This window comes from Rhodopseudomonas infernalis (assembly GCF_022271405.1).
Classification (GTDB): Bacteria; Pseudomonadota; Alphaproteobacteria; order Rhizobiales; family Xanthobacteraceae; genus Rhodopseudomonas; species Rhodopseudomonas infernalis.
Map to the genome: position 1 here is coordinate 23,518 of NZ_JAJNAL010000033.1, position 15,104 is coordinate 38,621.

General features: G+C 65.4%; 13 protein-coding genes. 12 read left to right on the forward strand and 1 reads right to left on the reverse strand.

Features of this window, described 5'->3' with window-relative positions:
- Positions 1 to 70: 70 nt before the first annotated feature.
- From urtA to LPW26_RS19385, 7 genes are all read left to right on the forward strand, one after another.
- Positions 71 to 1,333: an urea ABC transporter substrate-binding protein gene (gene urtA / locus LPW26_RS19355; protein WP_238737233.1), complete on the forward strand. Its 1,263-nt coding sequence runs from the start codon at positions 71 to 73 to the stop codon at positions 1,331 to 1,333.
- Between the two features lie 175 nt (positions 1,334 to 1,508).
- Positions 1,509 to 2,435 carry an urea ABC transporter permease subunit UrtB gene (urtB, locus tag LPW26_RS19360; protein WP_238737235.1) on the forward strand — a complete coding sequence of 309 codons (927 nt, stop codon included), beginning with the start codon at positions 1,509 to 1,511 and terminating at the stop codon, positions 2,433 to 2,435.
- Positions 2,436 to 2,448: 13 nt separating this feature from the next.
- Positions 2,449 to 3,600, forward strand: coding sequence for an urea ABC transporter permease subunit UrtC (gene urtC / locus LPW26_RS19365; RefSeq protein ID WP_238737236.1), 1,152 nt, complete (start codon positions 2,449 to 2,451; stop codon positions 3,598 to 3,600).
- A 10-nt stretch (positions 3,601 to 3,610) separates the two neighbouring features.
- Entirely contained in the window at positions 3,611 to 4,366 is a 756-nt protein-coding gene (gene urtD, locus LPW26_RS19370) for an urea ABC transporter ATP-binding protein UrtD (RefSeq protein WP_238737237.1), read from the forward strand.
- Positions 4,367 to 4,579: 213 nt separating this feature from the next.
- Positions 4,580 to 5,269, forward strand: coding sequence for an urea ABC transporter ATP-binding subunit UrtE (gene urtE, locus LPW26_RS19375; protein ID WP_238737238.1), 690 nt, complete (start codon positions 4,580 to 4,582; stop codon positions 5,267 to 5,269).
- A 45-nt stretch (positions 5,270 to 5,314) separates the two neighbouring features.
- Positions 5,315 to 6,544, forward strand: coding sequence for a formamidase (gene fmdA, locus LPW26_RS19380; protein WP_238737239.1), 1,230 nt, complete (start codon positions 5,315 to 5,317; stop codon positions 6,542 to 6,544).
- A gap of 229 nt (positions 6,545 to 6,773) precedes the next feature.
- Positions 6,774 to 7,118 (forward strand): FmdB family zinc ribbon protein, encoded by a 345-nt coding sequence (locus LPW26_RS19385; RefSeq protein ID WP_238737240.1) that lies wholly within the window; start codon positions 6,774 to 6,776, stop codon positions 7,116 to 7,118.
- Positions 7,119 to 7,268: 150 nt separating this feature from the next.
- Here the strand turns inward: LPW26_RS19385 and cobS are convergent, their stop codons facing one another.
- The gene (cobS, locus tag LPW26_RS19390; RefSeq protein ID WP_238737241.1) at positions 7,269 to 8,063 is read right to left on the reverse strand and encodes an adenosylcobinamide-GDP ribazoletransferase; all 795 of its coding nucleotides are present in this window, start codon (positions 8,061 to 8,063) and stop codon (positions 7,269 to 7,271) included.
- Between the two features lie 435 nt (positions 8,064 to 8,498).
- Between cobS and hyfB the strand changes: the two genes are divergently transcribed.
- The 5 genes from hyfB to LPW26_RS19415 are packed head-to-tail and all read left to right on the forward strand — an operon-like array spanning position 8,499 to position 15,104.
- Positions 8,499 to 10,517, forward strand: coding sequence for a hydrogenase 4 subunit B (hyfB, locus tag LPW26_RS19395; RefSeq protein WP_238737242.1), 2,019 nt, complete (start codon positions 8,499 to 8,501; stop codon positions 10,515 to 10,517).
- Positions 10,508 to 11,464, forward strand: a complete 957-nt coding sequence (locus LPW26_RS19400; RefSeq protein WP_238737244.1) for a respiratory chain complex I subunit 1 family protein — start codon at positions 10,508 to 10,510, stop codon at positions 11,462 to 11,464. Before hyfB ends, LPW26_RS19400 begins: the two co-directional genes overlap by 10 nt.
- A gap of 2 nt (positions 11,465 to 11,466) precedes the next feature.
- Positions 11,467 to 12,129 carry a hydrogenase-4 component E gene (locus LPW26_RS19405; RefSeq protein ID WP_238737246.1) on the forward strand — a complete coding sequence of 221 codons (663 nt, stop codon included), beginning with the start codon at positions 11,467 to 11,469 and terminating at the stop codon, positions 12,127 to 12,129.
- Complete coding sequence (locus LPW26_RS19410) at positions 12,126 to 13,577, forward strand: hydrogenase 4 subunit F (RefSeq protein WP_238737247.1); 1,452 nt, start codon at positions 12,126 to 12,128, stop codon at positions 13,575 to 13,577. Before LPW26_RS19405 ends, LPW26_RS19410 begins: the two co-directional genes overlap by 4 nt.
- Positions 13,578 to 13,592: 15 nt before the next feature.
- Positions 13,593 to 15,104, forward strand: coding sequence for a hydrogenase large subunit (locus LPW26_RS19415; RefSeq protein ID WP_238737248.1), 1,512 nt, complete (start codon positions 13,593 to 13,595; stop codon positions 15,102 to 15,104).

Below are 15,104 nucleotides of genomic sequence, written 5' to 3' on the forward strand. Positions count from 1 at the left end.
GTACAGCGCTAAAATTCGCCGATCGTTTGCCCCGGCTGCACACGCGTCCAACACAACGAAGGGGTAGTTCATGGCAGACGACAAACAGCAGGGCCTTCACTCACCGTTCCGGCGCAAGCTTCTGATGGGAATGGCCGCCATTCCGGCGATGACGATGCTGCCGCGCACGTCGTTCGCCCAGGCGCCGGCAACCTCCGCCGTCAACACCACCGGGCTCGCGGTGACGGATACCGAAGTCACCGTCGGCATCCTGCACTCGGTCACGGGCACGATGGCGATCTCGGAAACCGGCTCGGTGCAGGCCGAAAAGCTGGCGATCGAGCAGATCAACGCCGCCGGCGGCGTGCTTGGCCGCAAGATCAAGTTCGTGCAGGAAGACGGCGCGTCCGATTGGCCGACCTTCGCCGAGAAGGCCAAGAAGCTGCTGGTCAACGACAAATGCGCAGCCGTGATGGGCTGCTGGACCTCGGCCTCGCGCAAGGCGGTGCTGCCGGTGTTCGAACAGTATAACGGCATGCTGTACTACCCGACCTTCTATGAAGGCCTCGAGCAGTCCAAGAACGTCATCTACACCGGCCAGGAAGCGACCCAGCAGATCATCGCGGGGCTCGACTGGGTCAACAAGACCAAGAATGCCAAGAGCTTCTACCTGCTCGGCTCCGACTACATCTGGCCGCGCACCTCCAACAAGATCGCTCGCAAGCACATCGAGGGCCATCTGCAGGGCTGCAAGGTCGTCGGCGAAGAATACTTCCCGCTCGGCCACACCCAGTTCAACTCGGTCATCAACAAGATCAAGCTGACCAAGCCGGACGTGATCTACGCGATCATCGTCGGCGGCTCCAACGTGGCGTTCTACAAGCAGCTCAAGGCGGCCGGCATCGACCTGTCCAAGCAGACGCTGCTGACGATCTCGGTGACCGAGGACGAAATCGACGGCATCGGTGGCGAGAACATCGCGGGCGCCTACGCCTGCATGAAGTACTTCCAGTCGCTCGACAATCCGAACAACAAGAAGTTCGTCGCAGACTTCAAGAAGATGTGGGGCGAAAAGACGGTGATCGGAGACGTCACCCAGGCTGCCTATCTCGGCCCGTGGCTGTGGAAATTGACCGTCGAGAAGGCCGGCTCGTTCGATGTCGACAAGATCGCCGCGGCCTCTCCGGGCGTCGAGTTCAAGGGCGCGCCGGAAGGCTACGTCCGGATCCACGAGAACCATCACCTCTGGTCCAAGACCCGCGTCGGCAAGGCCAAGGCGGATGGTCAGTACGAACTGGTCTACGAGACCGCCGACCTGGTCGAGCCCGATCCGTTCCCGAAGGGCTATCAGTAAGCAGCGCGCCAGCGTCGCTCCGCACACAACCGTCATCGCCGGGCCCGACCCGGCGATCCATCCTCTTCGCAAGAAGATGGATGCCCGGGTCAAGCCCGCGCATGACGGCGGTGAGCGGGGCTGGCGCCGGTCACTCACCGCGTCCGGATCATTTCAACTAGCAGGGGCAGCCTCCATGTTCGGCGACTATTCGATTGGCGATCTCGGCGCGATCTTCGCGATGCAGGGCTTTGCCGGCCTGATCCTGTTCTCGGTCTACGTGCTGATGGCGCTGGGGCTGGCGATCATCTTCGGCCAGATGGGCGTCATCAACATGGCGCACGGCGAGTTCATGATCCTGGGCGCCTACGTCACCTGGATGACGTCGAACGCATTTCAGACCTACTTGCCGGCGCTGTTTCCCGGCTACTTCTTCGTCGCGATGATCCTCGCCTTCTTCGCCTCCGGCGCGCTCGGCATGCTGGTCGAATGGGGATTAATCAGGCACCTGTACAAACGCCCGCTCGATACGCTGCTGGCGACCTGGGGATTGTCGCTGATCCTGCAGCAGGCCTATCGGTCGATCTTCGGCGCGCGCGAAGTCGGCGTCGAGTTGCCGCAGTGGATGCTCGGCTCCAAGCAGATCACCGACACCATCGAAGTGCCGATCAACGGCATCTTCGTGATGTGCCTGACATTCCTGATCACCGCGGCCGTCGCTTATGTGATGTACAAATCGCGCTGGGGCCGCCAGGTCCGGGCCGTGGTGCAGAACCGGGTGATGGCCGGCGCGGTCGGCATCAACACCGAGAAGGTCGATCGCTACACCTTCGGGCTCGGTTGCGGCATCGCAGGGGTCGCCGGCAGCGCCTTCACCATGATCGGCTCGACCGGGCCGACCTCGGGCCAGCTCTACATCGTCGACACCTTCCTGGTCGTGGTGTTCGGCGGCGCCGCCAGCCTGTTCGGCACCATCGCTTCGGCCTTCAGCATCTCGCAGGCGCAGTCGACCATGGAGTTCTTCATGTCCGGCTCGATGGCCAAGGTGCTGACGCTGCTCGCCATCGTGGCGATCCTGATGGTGCGCCCGCAAGGCCTGTTCGCCCTCAAGGTCCGCAAGTAAGAGGATGACCGACATGGAAAGCCCACGCTTCCTCAGCCGCTCGGATCTGATCGGTCTCGCCGCGCTTGCCCTGCTGCTGGTCGTCATCCTGCCGCTGTCGCTGGACGTCTTCCGCCTCAACCTCGTGGCGAAGTACCTGACCTACGCGTTCGTCGCGCTCGGTCTGGTGCTGTGCTGGGGCTTCGGCGGCATCCTCAGCCTCGGGCAGGGCGTGTTCTTCGGCCTCGGCGGCTACGGCATGGCGATGTATCTCAAGCTGGAGGCCTCCAGCGTCGCGAACACCAAGATCCAGTCCACTCCGGGCATCCCGGATTTCATGGACTGGAATCAGATCACCCAGCTGCCGTTCTTCTGGCAGCCGTTCCACAGCCTGACGCTGACGATCCTCGCCATCCTGATCATCCCGGCCTTCTTCGCCTATCTGATCGGCGCGGCGATGTTCAAGCGGCGCGTCGGCGGCGTGTATTTCGCGATCATCACCCAGGCGATCGCCGCGATCCTGACCATCCTGATCATCGGCCAGCAGGGCTACACCGGCGGCATCAACGGCATCACAGATCTGCGCACGCTGAAGGGCTGGGACATCCGTCCCGACCACGCCAAGGTGGTGCTGTACTTCGTCGAGGTCGCGTTCCTGTTCGGCTGCATCCTGCTGGCGCTATTCGTGCGGCACTCCAAGCTCGGTCGCATCCTGGTGGCGATGCGCGAGAAGGAGGACCGGGTGCGGTTCTCCGGCTACAGCGTCGCCAATTTCAAGATCTTCGCGTTCTGCCTCGCGGCGATGTTCGCGGCGATCGGCGGCGCGATGTTCACCCTCAACGTCGGCTTCATGTCGCCGTCCTTCGTCGGCATCGTGCCGTCGATCGAGATGGTGATCTACACCGCGGTCGGCGGCCGGCTGTCGATCTTCGGCGCGATCTACGGAACGCTGCTGGTCAATTTCGCCAAGACCAGCCTGTCGGAATCCTTCCCGCAGCTCTGGCTGTTCGGCCTCGGCGCGCTGTTCATCGCGGTGGTGCTGATCTTCCCGAACGGACTCGCCGGGATCTGGCGCGATTACGTCCAGCCGCTGATCGACAGACTGATCAGCAAGCGCAAGCCCGGATCGGATCACACCAGCGGCAAGTCGTTCGGCAGGGTCGCCGACGGCGCCCCTGCGGAATAGGGAGGCAACCATGCTGATCGGCCATCAACAGCCCGACTTCCTGCTGGCGGTGGAAGGGCTCACCGTGTCCTTCGACGGCTTCAAGGCGGTCAACGATCTGTCGTTCTACGTCGAGGAGAACGAGATCCGCGTCATCATCGGCCCCAACGGCGCCGGCAAGACCACGGTGCTCGATCTGATCTGCGGCAAGACCAAGGCGACGTCCGGCGCGATCCATTTTCGCGGCAAGGATCTTACCAAGATGAAGGAGAACCAGATCGTCCAGGCCGGCGTCGGCCGCAAGTTCCAGACGCCGTCGATCTACGAAGACCTCACGGTGTTCGAGAATCTGGAGATCTCCTATCCGCAGGGCCGCTCGGTGTTCGGCGCGCTGGCGTTCCAGCGTACGCCGGCGGTGCGCGAACGGGTGGAGGAAGTCGCCGAAGCGATCTTCCTCAAGGACAAGCTCGGCATGAGCGCCGACCTGCTCAGCCACGGCCAGAAGCAGTGGCTCGAGATCGGCATGCTGCTGATCCAGGACCCCGATTTGCTGATGCTCGACGAGCCGGTCGCCGGCATGAGCGTATCCGAGCGCGTCAAGACCGCCGAGCTGCTGCACACCATCATCAAGGACCGCTCGGTGCTGGTGATCGAGCACGACATGAAGTTCGTCGAAGACATCGCCCACAAGGTCACCGTGCTGCACCAGGGCCAGATCCTCTCCGAGGGCACCATGGACACGGTGAAGAACGATCCCAAGGTCATCGAAGTGTATCTGGGCCACTGAGCATGCTGTTCGTTCGTCAACTGCAAAGCAACGCGACGTCACCTCTCCCCGCGTGCGGGGAGAGGTCGGCACGCATCGTCAGATGCGGGCCGGGTGAGGGAGCGTCTCCTCGAGGCCGAGCCTCTGCGACTCGCGGCGACGCCCCCTCACCCCGACCCTCTCCCCGCGCGCGGGGAGAGGGAGCCTATCGCAACGGGTAAGGAGAGCACGATCATGCTTGCTATCAACGATCTGCATGTCGCCTACGGCCAGAGCGAGGTGCTGCACGGGCTCAACATCAATGTCGCGCCGAACGAGATCGTCGCGATCATGGGCCGCAACGGCATGGGCAAGACCACGCTGATGAAATCGCTGATGGGCATCATCCCGCAGCGCTCGGGTTCGATCTCGATGGAAGGTGCCGAGCTCGGCGGGCTGAAGAGCTACGAGCGCGTCGCCAAGGGCCTCGCCTACGTGCCGCAGGGCCGCATGATCTTCTCGACCATGACGGTGAAGGAGAACATCGAGACCGGGCTCGTCGTCTCCGGCGAGAAGGATGTGCCGGGCGATCTCTACGAATTGTTTCCGGTGCTGCTCGAAATGAAGAGCCGGCGCGGCGGCAATCTGTCCGGCGGCCAGCAGCAACAGCTCGCGATCGCCCGCGCGCTCGCCACCAAGCCGAAAGTGCTGCTGCTCGACGAGCCGACCGAGGGCATCCAGCCGTCCATCATCAAGGAGATGGGGCGAACGCTGAAGCGAATCCGCGACACCAAGGGGCTGTCGATCATCGTCTCCGAGCAGGTGCTGAGCTTCGCGCTCGACGTCGCCGACCGCGTGCTGGTGATCGAGAACGGCGAGATCGTCCGCGACGATCCGCGCGCCAGCGTCGATGAGGCGCAGGTCGCCAAATATCTGTCCGTCTGAGTCTGTTTCTCTAACTAAGTCCACTGGTTCAAAAGGGAGCTTCCGATGCCAGAGACATTGATCAAGGTCGATCTCACGCAGTCCGCTTACGACAACGAGATGGTCCACAACCGCTGGCACCCGGACATCCCGATGGCCGCGTGGGTCAATCCCGGCGATGACTTCATCGTCGAGACCTACGACTGGACCGGCGGCTTCATCAAGAACAACGACAGCGCCGACGACGTCCGCGACATCGATTTGTCGATCGTGCACTTCCTGTCGGGGCCGATCGGCGTCAAGGGCGCGGAGCCTGGCGATCTGCTCGTGGTCGACCTGCTCGATGTCGGCCCGATGAAGGAGAGCCTGTGGGGCTTCAACGGCTTCTTCTCCAAGCAGAACGGCGGCGGCTTCCTCACCGATCACTTCCCGCTGGCGCAGAAGTCGATCTGGGACTTCAAGGGTATGTACACCTCGTCGCGCCACATCCCGGGCGTGAACTTCGCCGGCCTGATCCATCCCGGCCTGATCGGCTGTCTGCCCGATCCGAAGCTGCTGGCGACCTGGAACGAGCGCGAGACCGGCCTGATCGCCACCAACCCGACCCGCGTGCCCGGCCTCGCCAACCCGCCGTTCGGCCCGACCGCCCACATGGGCAAGCTGACCGGCGATGCGAAAGCCAAGGCCGGTGCCGAGGGCGCCCGCACCGTGCCGCCGCGCGAACACGGCGGCAATTGCGACATCAAGGATCTGTCGCGCGGTTCGAAGATCTACTTCCCGGTCTACGTGCCGGGCGGCGGTCTTTCCATGGGCGATCTGCACTTCAGCCAGGGCGACGGCGAAATCACCTTCTGCGGCGCCATCGAGATGGCCGGCTGGCTGCACATCAAGGTCGACATCATCAAGGACGGCGTCTCGAAATACGGCATCAAGAACCCGATCTTCAAGCCGTCGCCGGTGACGCCGAACTACAAGGACTATCTGATCTTCGAGGGCATCTCGGTCGACGAGCAGGGCAAGCAGCATTATCTCGACGTCACCGTCGCGTATCGCCAGGCCTGCCTCAACGCCATCGAGTATCTGAAGAAGTTCGGCTACTCGGGCGCCCAGGCCTATTCGATCCTCGGCACCGCGCCGGTGCAGGGCCACATCTCCGGCGTCGTCGACGTCCCCAACGCCTGCGCCACGCTATGGCTGCCGACCGAGATCTTCGACTTCGACATGATGCCGAGCTCGGCCGGCCCGGTGAAACACATCAAGGGCGACATCCAGATGCCGATCTCGCAGGACAAGTAACAGCGTTCGAGTCCGAGCGACCCCCCAACGTCATTGCGAGGAGCGAAGCGACGAAGCAATCCAGAAGCCCAGTGCTCGGCGCTGGATTGCTTCGCTTCGCTCGCAATGACGGGGAGAGGTCTTCAATCGGACTCTCAGACTTCCCTGCGCGAAGGGAGCGGGACGGTGTGTATTTTCCGCCCCGCTCCCAGCGCAAGGAACCCAATCGTCTGCGCAAGGGAAAACGACGATGCCAGTCTATGAATACATGTGCGACGCCTGCGGGCCGTTCACCGATCTGCGGCCGATGGCTGAATACGAAGCGCCGCAGCCGTGCCCGGTGTGCGAGACCACCTCGCCGCGGGTGATCCTCACTGCGCCGAACTTCTCCTGCATGCCGGCGGCGCAGCGGAGTGCGCACGCCACCAACGAGAAGAGCCGCCACGCGCCGATGAGCGTCGGCGAGTACAAGGCCAAGCACGCCCCGGGCTGCGGCTGCTGCTCCGGCCTGAAGAAGCCCGCGCGCCTGCAGACCCGCACCAAGAGCGGCGCCAAGGGCTTTCCGACGGCAAGGCCGTGGATGATCAGCCACTGACGCGTTCTCTCCGTCATTGCGAGCGAAGCGAAGCAATCCAGAAGCGCCGAACGCTGCGCTAAATTGCTTCGTCGCGGAGCCTGTACTCGGACGACGCGAAGCGTCGATCCGGGTGCTCCTCGCAATGACGGGGAGAGGCTTTCGGATCAACTACGCAGCCAGCACCGCGGCCACGCCCAGCAGAAACCCGATCTCGAACATCTGCTCCACCGCGCCGAGCACGTCGCCGGTGTAGCCGCCGAGCAGGCGCTTTGCCCACCTCGTCATCAGCGCGGCCAGCGCGGCGCCGCCGCCGAGCCCTGCGATCAGAGCCACCGGCGACACCAGCAGCAGCGGCAGCGATGCGAGCGCGACGGTGATCAGCACCAGCACGAACTCGTCCTTGCGCATCGGCGCGTCGGCGTAGCTCACCTTCATGCCGCTGATATTGCCGGCATAGGATAGTTTCCGGGTGACGAATCCCGGCGTCGCCCGTGCCGCGGCGTGGCAGGCGACCAAAGCGGCGAGTGCGGCCCATAGCGGCAGCTGCGCCAGCGCGGTGGCACGCAGCGCGACGTCGAGGCCGAGCGCCAGCCCGCCATAGGTGCCGAGCCGGCTGTCCTTCATGATCTCCAGTCGCCGCTCGACCGACCAGCCGCCGCCGAAACTGTCGAAGGTGTCTGCTAGGCCGTCCTCGTGCATCGCGCCCGTCACCATCACCGAGGCGGCGACGGCGAGCAGAGCCGCGACGCCGGGGCCGAACAGCGAATTGCCGAGCACCAGCACCATCGCCGAGATCACGCCGATGCCGACACCGACGACCGGGAAGAATGTCATGGCGCGCGTCAGCCAGTCCGGCTCCGGCGCACGCTCCGAATTCGGCACTGGCAGGATGGTGAGGAAGCGGATCGCGTCGAGCAATTGTGCGAGACTGGGCGTCGGCCGGGTCGGGGTGTCGTCGGACATGGCGGTCCTTTGCGGGGAGCGCCTTACTGCGCGCCGCCTCGGGCCTCGGTCAACTGCGACCTTGGACGTCGGTCCCGCAGGCTTGCGGGTTGATCGCCGCAATGGAACCTTGAGCTGGCATAAATCGAAAGCGAGGGCTGATGGCAAACTCCAGCGGAAAGGCTCGATGTGATATCTGAAATATCATTTATGCGGATCAAAAATAGATGATTGATAGACGTGCTGCAATTCGGATAATGAGAGATCGTCATACGCCTGGCTCCGCGAGCGAGGCGGCGCTGCGCGTTGCCGCTCACGCGAGTGCAGCGCTGGGAATGGAATTGAGGTCGACCCCGATGCGCATGGGGCGAGATCGCAGATGATGGCTCGGCCGCAGGATCGCATACAGACGTCCCTCGCGCGCCGAATCTGGCGCGCCGCGGGAGTGCGCGGTTGATGAGTGCCCTTGCGGTTCAGCTCTGGTGCGTGACCGCGCTGCTGGCGCTCGCGGTGGTTGCCGTCGCGCTCAGCCGCAGCCCACGGTTCGCCACGGTCGTGATCTATTCCGCGACGTTGCTGTGCTGCGCGGTCGCCACCGGCAGTGCGCTGAGCTGGCTGCTGCTGCACGCGAACGTCGCCGCCGAGCGCGTCCTGCCGATCGGGCTGCCGTGGCTCGGCGCGCATCTGCGGCTCGACGCACTCGCCGCGTTCTTCCTCGTCGTGGTCAATCTCGGCGGCACGCTCGCCAGCCTGTACGCGCTCGGCTATGGCCGCCACGAGCACGCGCCGCATCGCGTACTGCCGTTCTATCCGGCGTTCCTCGCCGGCATGAACATGGTGGTGCTCGCCGCCGATGCGTTCTCCTATCTGTTGAGCTGGGAGTTCATGTCGCTGGCGTCGTGGGCGCTGGTGATGGCGCATCACCGCGACCCCGCCAATCGCCGCGCCGGCTATGTGTATCTGCTGATGGCGAGTTTCGGCACGCTGATGCTGCTGCTCGCGTTCGGGCTGCTCGCCGGCACCGCGGGCGCTTACGATTTCGCCACCATCCGCATCGCGCCGCATGCGCCCTGGGTGGCGACGCTGGTGCTGCTGTTGATGCTGCTCGGCGCCGGCTCCAAGGCCGGCTTAGTGCCGCTGCATGTCTGGCTGCCGCTGGCGCATCCGGCGGCGCCGAGCCACGTCTCGGCGCTGATGAGCGGCGTGATGACCAAGGTGGCGATCTACGGCTTCATCCGCGTGGTGTTCGATCTTCTCGGCACGCCGGACTGGTCGACCTCCGGCGTGGTGCTGGCGTTCGGCGGCGTCACCGCGGCGGTCGGCATTCTTTATGCGCTGATGGAAAGCGACCTGAAGCGGCTGCTGGCCTATTCGACGATCGAGAACGTCGGCGTGGTGTTCGTCAGCCTCGGCCTCGCGCTGGCGTTTCAGGCCAATGACGAGAAGTTGCCGGCGGCGCTGGCGTTCACGGCGGCGCTGTTTCACGTCTTCAACCACTCGCTGTTCAAGAGCCTGTTGTTCTTCGGCGCCGGCGCCGTGCTGAGCGCGACCGGCGAGCGCGACATGGACCGGCTCGGCGGGCTGATCCACCGCATGCCGGTGACCAGCGCGGTGTTTCTTGCCGGCAGCATCGCGATCTCGGCGCTGCCGCCATTCAACGGCTTCGTCTCCGAGTGGCTAATTTTCCAGGCGGTGCTGCAGAGCCCGGAGCTGCCGCAATGGGGCCTGAAGATTCTGGTGCCCGCAGTCGGCGCGCTGATGGCGCTCGCGGCGGCGCTGGCGGCGGCCTGTTTCGTCAAGGCTTACGGCGTCACCTTCCTCGGTCGGCCGCGCGGCGAAGCGCCGAGGCAGGCGCACGAGGTCGATCGCTTCTCGCTGTCGGCGATGATCATCCTCGCCGTGCTGTGCCTTGCCGCCGGCGTGTTGCCCGGCTTCGTGATGGACGCGCTGGCGCCGATCGCAGCCGACATTCTCGGCGGCCGTCTTCCGGCGCAGACGCCGCTGGCGTGGCTGTCGATCGTGCCGATCACCGAGAGCCGCGGCTCGTATAATGGGCTCCTGGTCGCGGTGTTCATCGCAGTGTCGGCATCGCTGGCCTTCGTGGCGATCCGGCTGGTCTCGTCCGGCGCGGTGCGCCGCGGGCCGGCCTGGGGCTGCGGCTTCACCGAGCCGGCACCGCTCGCGCAATATTCCGCGGCCGGTTTCGCGCAGCCGATCCGCCGGGTGTTCGGCACGCTGATCTTCCGCGCCCGCGACCACGTCACAATGCCGCCGCCCGGCGACGTCGCACCGGCGCGGCTGCGGATCGAACTGCACGATCAGGTGTGGGAACGGATCTACGCGCCGCTCGCGAACGGCATCGTCGGCACGGCCGTTCGGCTGAACCGGCTGCAGCTCCTCACCATCCGGGGCTATCTCAGCCTGGTGTTCGCCACCCTCGTCACGCTGCTGTTGGTGCTCGCGATATGGATGTGATCACCGACATTGCCGTGCAGGGCGTGCAGATGCTGCTGGTGTTCCTGCTGGCGCCGCTGCTCACCGGCTTCATCCGCAAGATCAAGGCGCGGCTGCAGCGCCGCCGCGGCCCGTCGCTGCTGCAGCCCTATCGCGATCTGATCCGGCTGCTGCGCAAGGAAGTCGTGCTGGCCGACAACGCCTCATGGCTGTTCCGCGCCGTGCCCTACGTCACCTTCGCGGCGATCTGGGTCGCGGCCGCGCTGGTGCCGACCTTCGCCACCGGGCTGCTATTCAACTGGACCGCCGATCTGATCGTCATCGTCGCGCTGCTCGGCACCGCGCGGTTCTTTCTCGCGCTCGCCGGCATGGATATCGGCACCTCGTTCGGCGGCATCGGCTCGTCGCGCGAAGTGATGATCGCGGCGCTCGCCGAGCCGGCAATGCTGATGATCGTGTTCTGCGTCGCGCTGGTGGCCGGCTCGACGCATCTGTCGACCGTCGCCGACTACATCGCCTCCACCGCGGTCGGCCTGCGCGTCTCGCTCGGGCTCGCCATGATCGCGCTGGTGATGGTGGCGCTCGCCGAGAACGCCCGCATCCCCATCGACAATCCCTCGACCCATCTCGAGCTCACCATGGTGCACGAGGCGATGATCCTGGAATATTCCGGCCGGCATCTGGCGCTGATCGAATTCGGCGCGCAGCTCAAGCTGCTGCTCTATGTCTCGCTGATCGTCTGCCTGTTCTATCCCTGGGGCATCGGCATCTTCGGCGCCGGCCTCGCGGCCTACGTGGCCGGCGCCGCGTTGTATCTGCTCAAGATCACCATCGCAGGCTTCCTGCTGGCGGTGTTCGAAACCGCCACCGCCAAGATGCGGGTGTTCCGCGTGCCGCAGTTCCTCGGCGCGGCGCTGATGCTCGGCCTGCTAGGCACGCTTCTCCTCTTTGTGTCGAAGGGGCTGTAGCGATGCACGGGCTCGCTTTCGACATCTCGCATTCGCTGGCCGGCGGCCTGGTGCTGGTTTCGTTCATGATGCTGTATCAGGACCGGTTGACGTCGCTGCTCAACGTGTTCGCGCTGCACGCGATCATGCTGTCGGCGGCGGTGGCGTGGCAGGCGCTGATCCAGGACGCGCCGCATCTCTACGTTACCGCGGCGATCGCGCTGTTGTTCAAGGCGATCATCATTCCGGTGGCGCTGCGCCGGATCGTCTACAGGCTCGGAATCCATCGCGACATCGAGACCGTGGTGGGCATCGGCCCGACCATGCTGGCCGGCATGGGGCTGGTGGCATTGTCGCTGGCCTTGATGCTGCGCGTCACCGCCGATGCCGATGCGCTGGCGCGCGAAGATCTCGCCTTCGCGCTGTCCGTGGTGCTGCTCGGCCTGCTGTTCATGGTGACGCGGCGCAACGCCGTCAGCCAGGTGGTCGGCTTCATGTCGCTGGAGAACGGGCTGATCCTCGCCGCCGCCGGCGCCAAGGGCATGCCGCTGGTGGTCGAGATCAGCGTCGCGTTCTCGGTGCTGATCGCCTTCATCGTGATCGGCATCGTGCTGTTCCGGATCCGCGAACGCTTCGACTCGGTCGATGTCTCGCAGCTCGACGTCTCGCGCGGAGAGCGGACATGACGATGTCCGGGATCGATCCGGTGGTGGGCGTGCTGCTGATCCCGGTCTGCGCGGCTGTCGTGCTGGCACTGCTGCCGGGTTACAAGCTCACCGCGAAACTCAACGTGCTGGCGAGTCTCGGCAGTTTCCTTTGCGCCGCCTCGCTACTGGTGCTGCCGCGCCCGGCGCCGGGGCCGTACATCCTGGTCGACGATCTCAACATCGTCTTCATCGTGCTGAACACCTTCGTGGGCTTCACCACCAGTCTGTTCAGCGCCAGCTACATCGCCCACGAACTCGAGACCGGCAAGCTGACGCCGACCTATCTGCGGTTCTACCACGCGATGTATCAGATCATGATGTTCGGCATGAACCTGGCGTTCATGTCGAACAATATCGGCCTGATGTGGGTGGCGGTCGAGTTGGCGACGCTGACCACGGTGCTGATGGTCGGCATCTATCGGACGCCGGCGGCGCTCGAGGCGGCGTGGAAATACTTCATTCTCGGCAGCGTCGGCATCGCGCTGGCGTTGTTCGGCACCATCCTGATCTACATGGCGGCGCGGCCGGTCGTCGGCGAGGGGCCGGACGGCATGATCTGGACCGTGCTGGTGGCGCGCGCCTCCGGCTTCGACGCGGCGCTGCTCAACGTCGCCTTCGTGTTCCTGTTTCTCGGCTACGGCACCAAGGTCGGCCTCGCGCCGCTGCATGCCTGGCTGCCGGATGCGCACGCCGAAGGCCCGACACCGATTTCGGCGGTGCTGTCCGGCCTCTTGCTCAACGTCGCCCTGTATGCGCTGCTGCGCTTCAAGATGCTGCTCGCCGCCAATGGCGACGCGATGCCGCCCGGCGTGCTGATGATCGTGATGGGGCTGGGGTCGCTGCTGTTCGCCGCCTTCATGCTGTATCGCCGCCGCGACATCAAACGGCTGTTCGCCTATTCGTCGATCGAACACATGGGCATCATCGTGTTCGCGTTCGGCATGGGCGGGCCGCTGGCGAATTTCGCAGGCCTCTTGCACATGGTGATGCACAGCCTGACCAAGTCGGCGATCTTCTACGCGGTCGGCCACATCACCCAGGTCAAGGGCACGCAGTCGCTGGCGAAGATCCGCGGCATCACTGAGACCCATCCGGTGCTCGGCTGGGGGCTCGTGGTCGGCGTGGTGGCGATCGCCGGGCTGCCGCCGCTCGGCATCTTCATGAGCGAATTCCTGCTGGTGTCGTCGACCTTCGCGCGCTCGCCCTGGCTGGCGCTGCTGCTGGTGTTCGGCATCCTGGTGGCGTTCGGCGCGTTGACGCTGCGGCTCACCGGCATCGCCTTCGGCGCGCCGCGCGGCAGCCGGCAGCCGGTGCAGGCGTCCTACGTGCCGATGTTCGCGCATCTGACCTTGGTACTCGTCGCCGGCGTGTATCTGCCGGCGCCGGTGGTGGCCTGGTTCCAGCACGTCGCCAAGCTGTTGGGTTAGGGAGCAACTGATCCGATGCCGTCGCTGATCGATCTCAACCTCGAAGGCCTGCAGGTGGCGCGGCATCGGCCGTGGCCCCGCACGGTGGTCGATCGCGCGGTGTGGAGCTTCGCGGTCCGGATGCTGAGCGAGCGGCAGTGGCAATTGCTGTCGCTGTGGGGCGAGCCTTCGCGCGTGCACATGGCGCTGTTCGATCCGCGCAGCGGCGAGATCGGCGTCATCAGCCTCGACTGCCCGAACGGCACATTTCCCTCGGTCGCGGCGAGGCATCTGCCGGCGCTGCGGCTGGAACGCACGATCACCGATCTGTTCGGCCTGAAGCCCGAAGGTGCGATCGACGACCGGCCGTGGCTCGATCACGGCCAATGGGGCGTCCGCACGCCGCTCGGCGAGCGCGTTGAAGCAGATGCGCCGTCGCCTGCCTATCGTTTCCTGCCGGTCGAAGGCGCCGGCACGCATCAGGTCGCGGTCGGTCCGGTGCATGCCGGCATCATCGAGCCCGGCCATTTCCGATTCACCGTCAGCGGCGAGACCGTGGTGCGGCTGGAGCAGCGGCTCGGCTATGTCCACAAGGGCATCGACGGGCTGATCGCCGGCGCCGATCTGCCCCGCGCCGCGCAGCTCGCCGGCCGCGTCTCGGGCGATTCGACGGTGGCGTATGCGCTGGCGTTTGCGCGCGCGGTCGAGGCCGCGGCGGAGATCGCCGTGCCTGCTCGCGCGGTGTGGCTGCGGGCGCTGTGCGCCGAGCTCGAGCGCCTCGCCAATCACCTCGGCGACATCGGCGCGATTTGCAACGATGCGGCCTTCGCCATCATGCTGGCGCAGTTCGGCGTGCTGCGCGAGAACGTGCTGCGCGCCGCCGACACAGCCTTCGGCCATCGCCTGATGCGCGACGTGGTGACGCCCGGCGGCGTCGCGCGCGATCTCGACGATGCTGGCGTGGCGGCGCTCCGCGCGGCCCTGGCCGTGGTGCGGACAAAGCTGCCGGCGCTGATCGCGCTCTACGACAGCACAGCGTCGCTGCAGGACCGCACCGTCGCGACCGGCACGCTGAAGCCGGCGCTGGCCGATCAATACGCCGCCGGCGGCTTCGTCGGCCGTGCCTCCGGCCGCTCCTTCGACGCGCGACGCACGCTCGGCTACGCGCCGTATGACGAGCTGCGCTTCGATGTCCCGGTGCTGACCGAGGGCGACGTCGACGCGCGGGTCTGGATCCGGATTCGCGAGACCGAGCAGAGCCTCGCACTGGTCGACCAAATTCTCGACCGGCTGCCGCGCGGCGACATTTTCGTCGCGCCGACGCTGCCGGCGCAGGTCTGCGAAGGCATGGCGCTGGTCGAAGGGTTTCGCGGCGATATTCTGGTCTGGCTGCGGCTGCAGGGCGGCGTCGTCGAGCGCTGCCATCTGCGCGATCCGTCGTGGTTTCAATGGCCGCTGCTGGAAGCGGTGATCGAGGGCAACATCATCGCCGACTTCCCGCTGTGCAATAAGTCGTTCAACTGCTCCTATTCGGGCGTGGATCTGTAG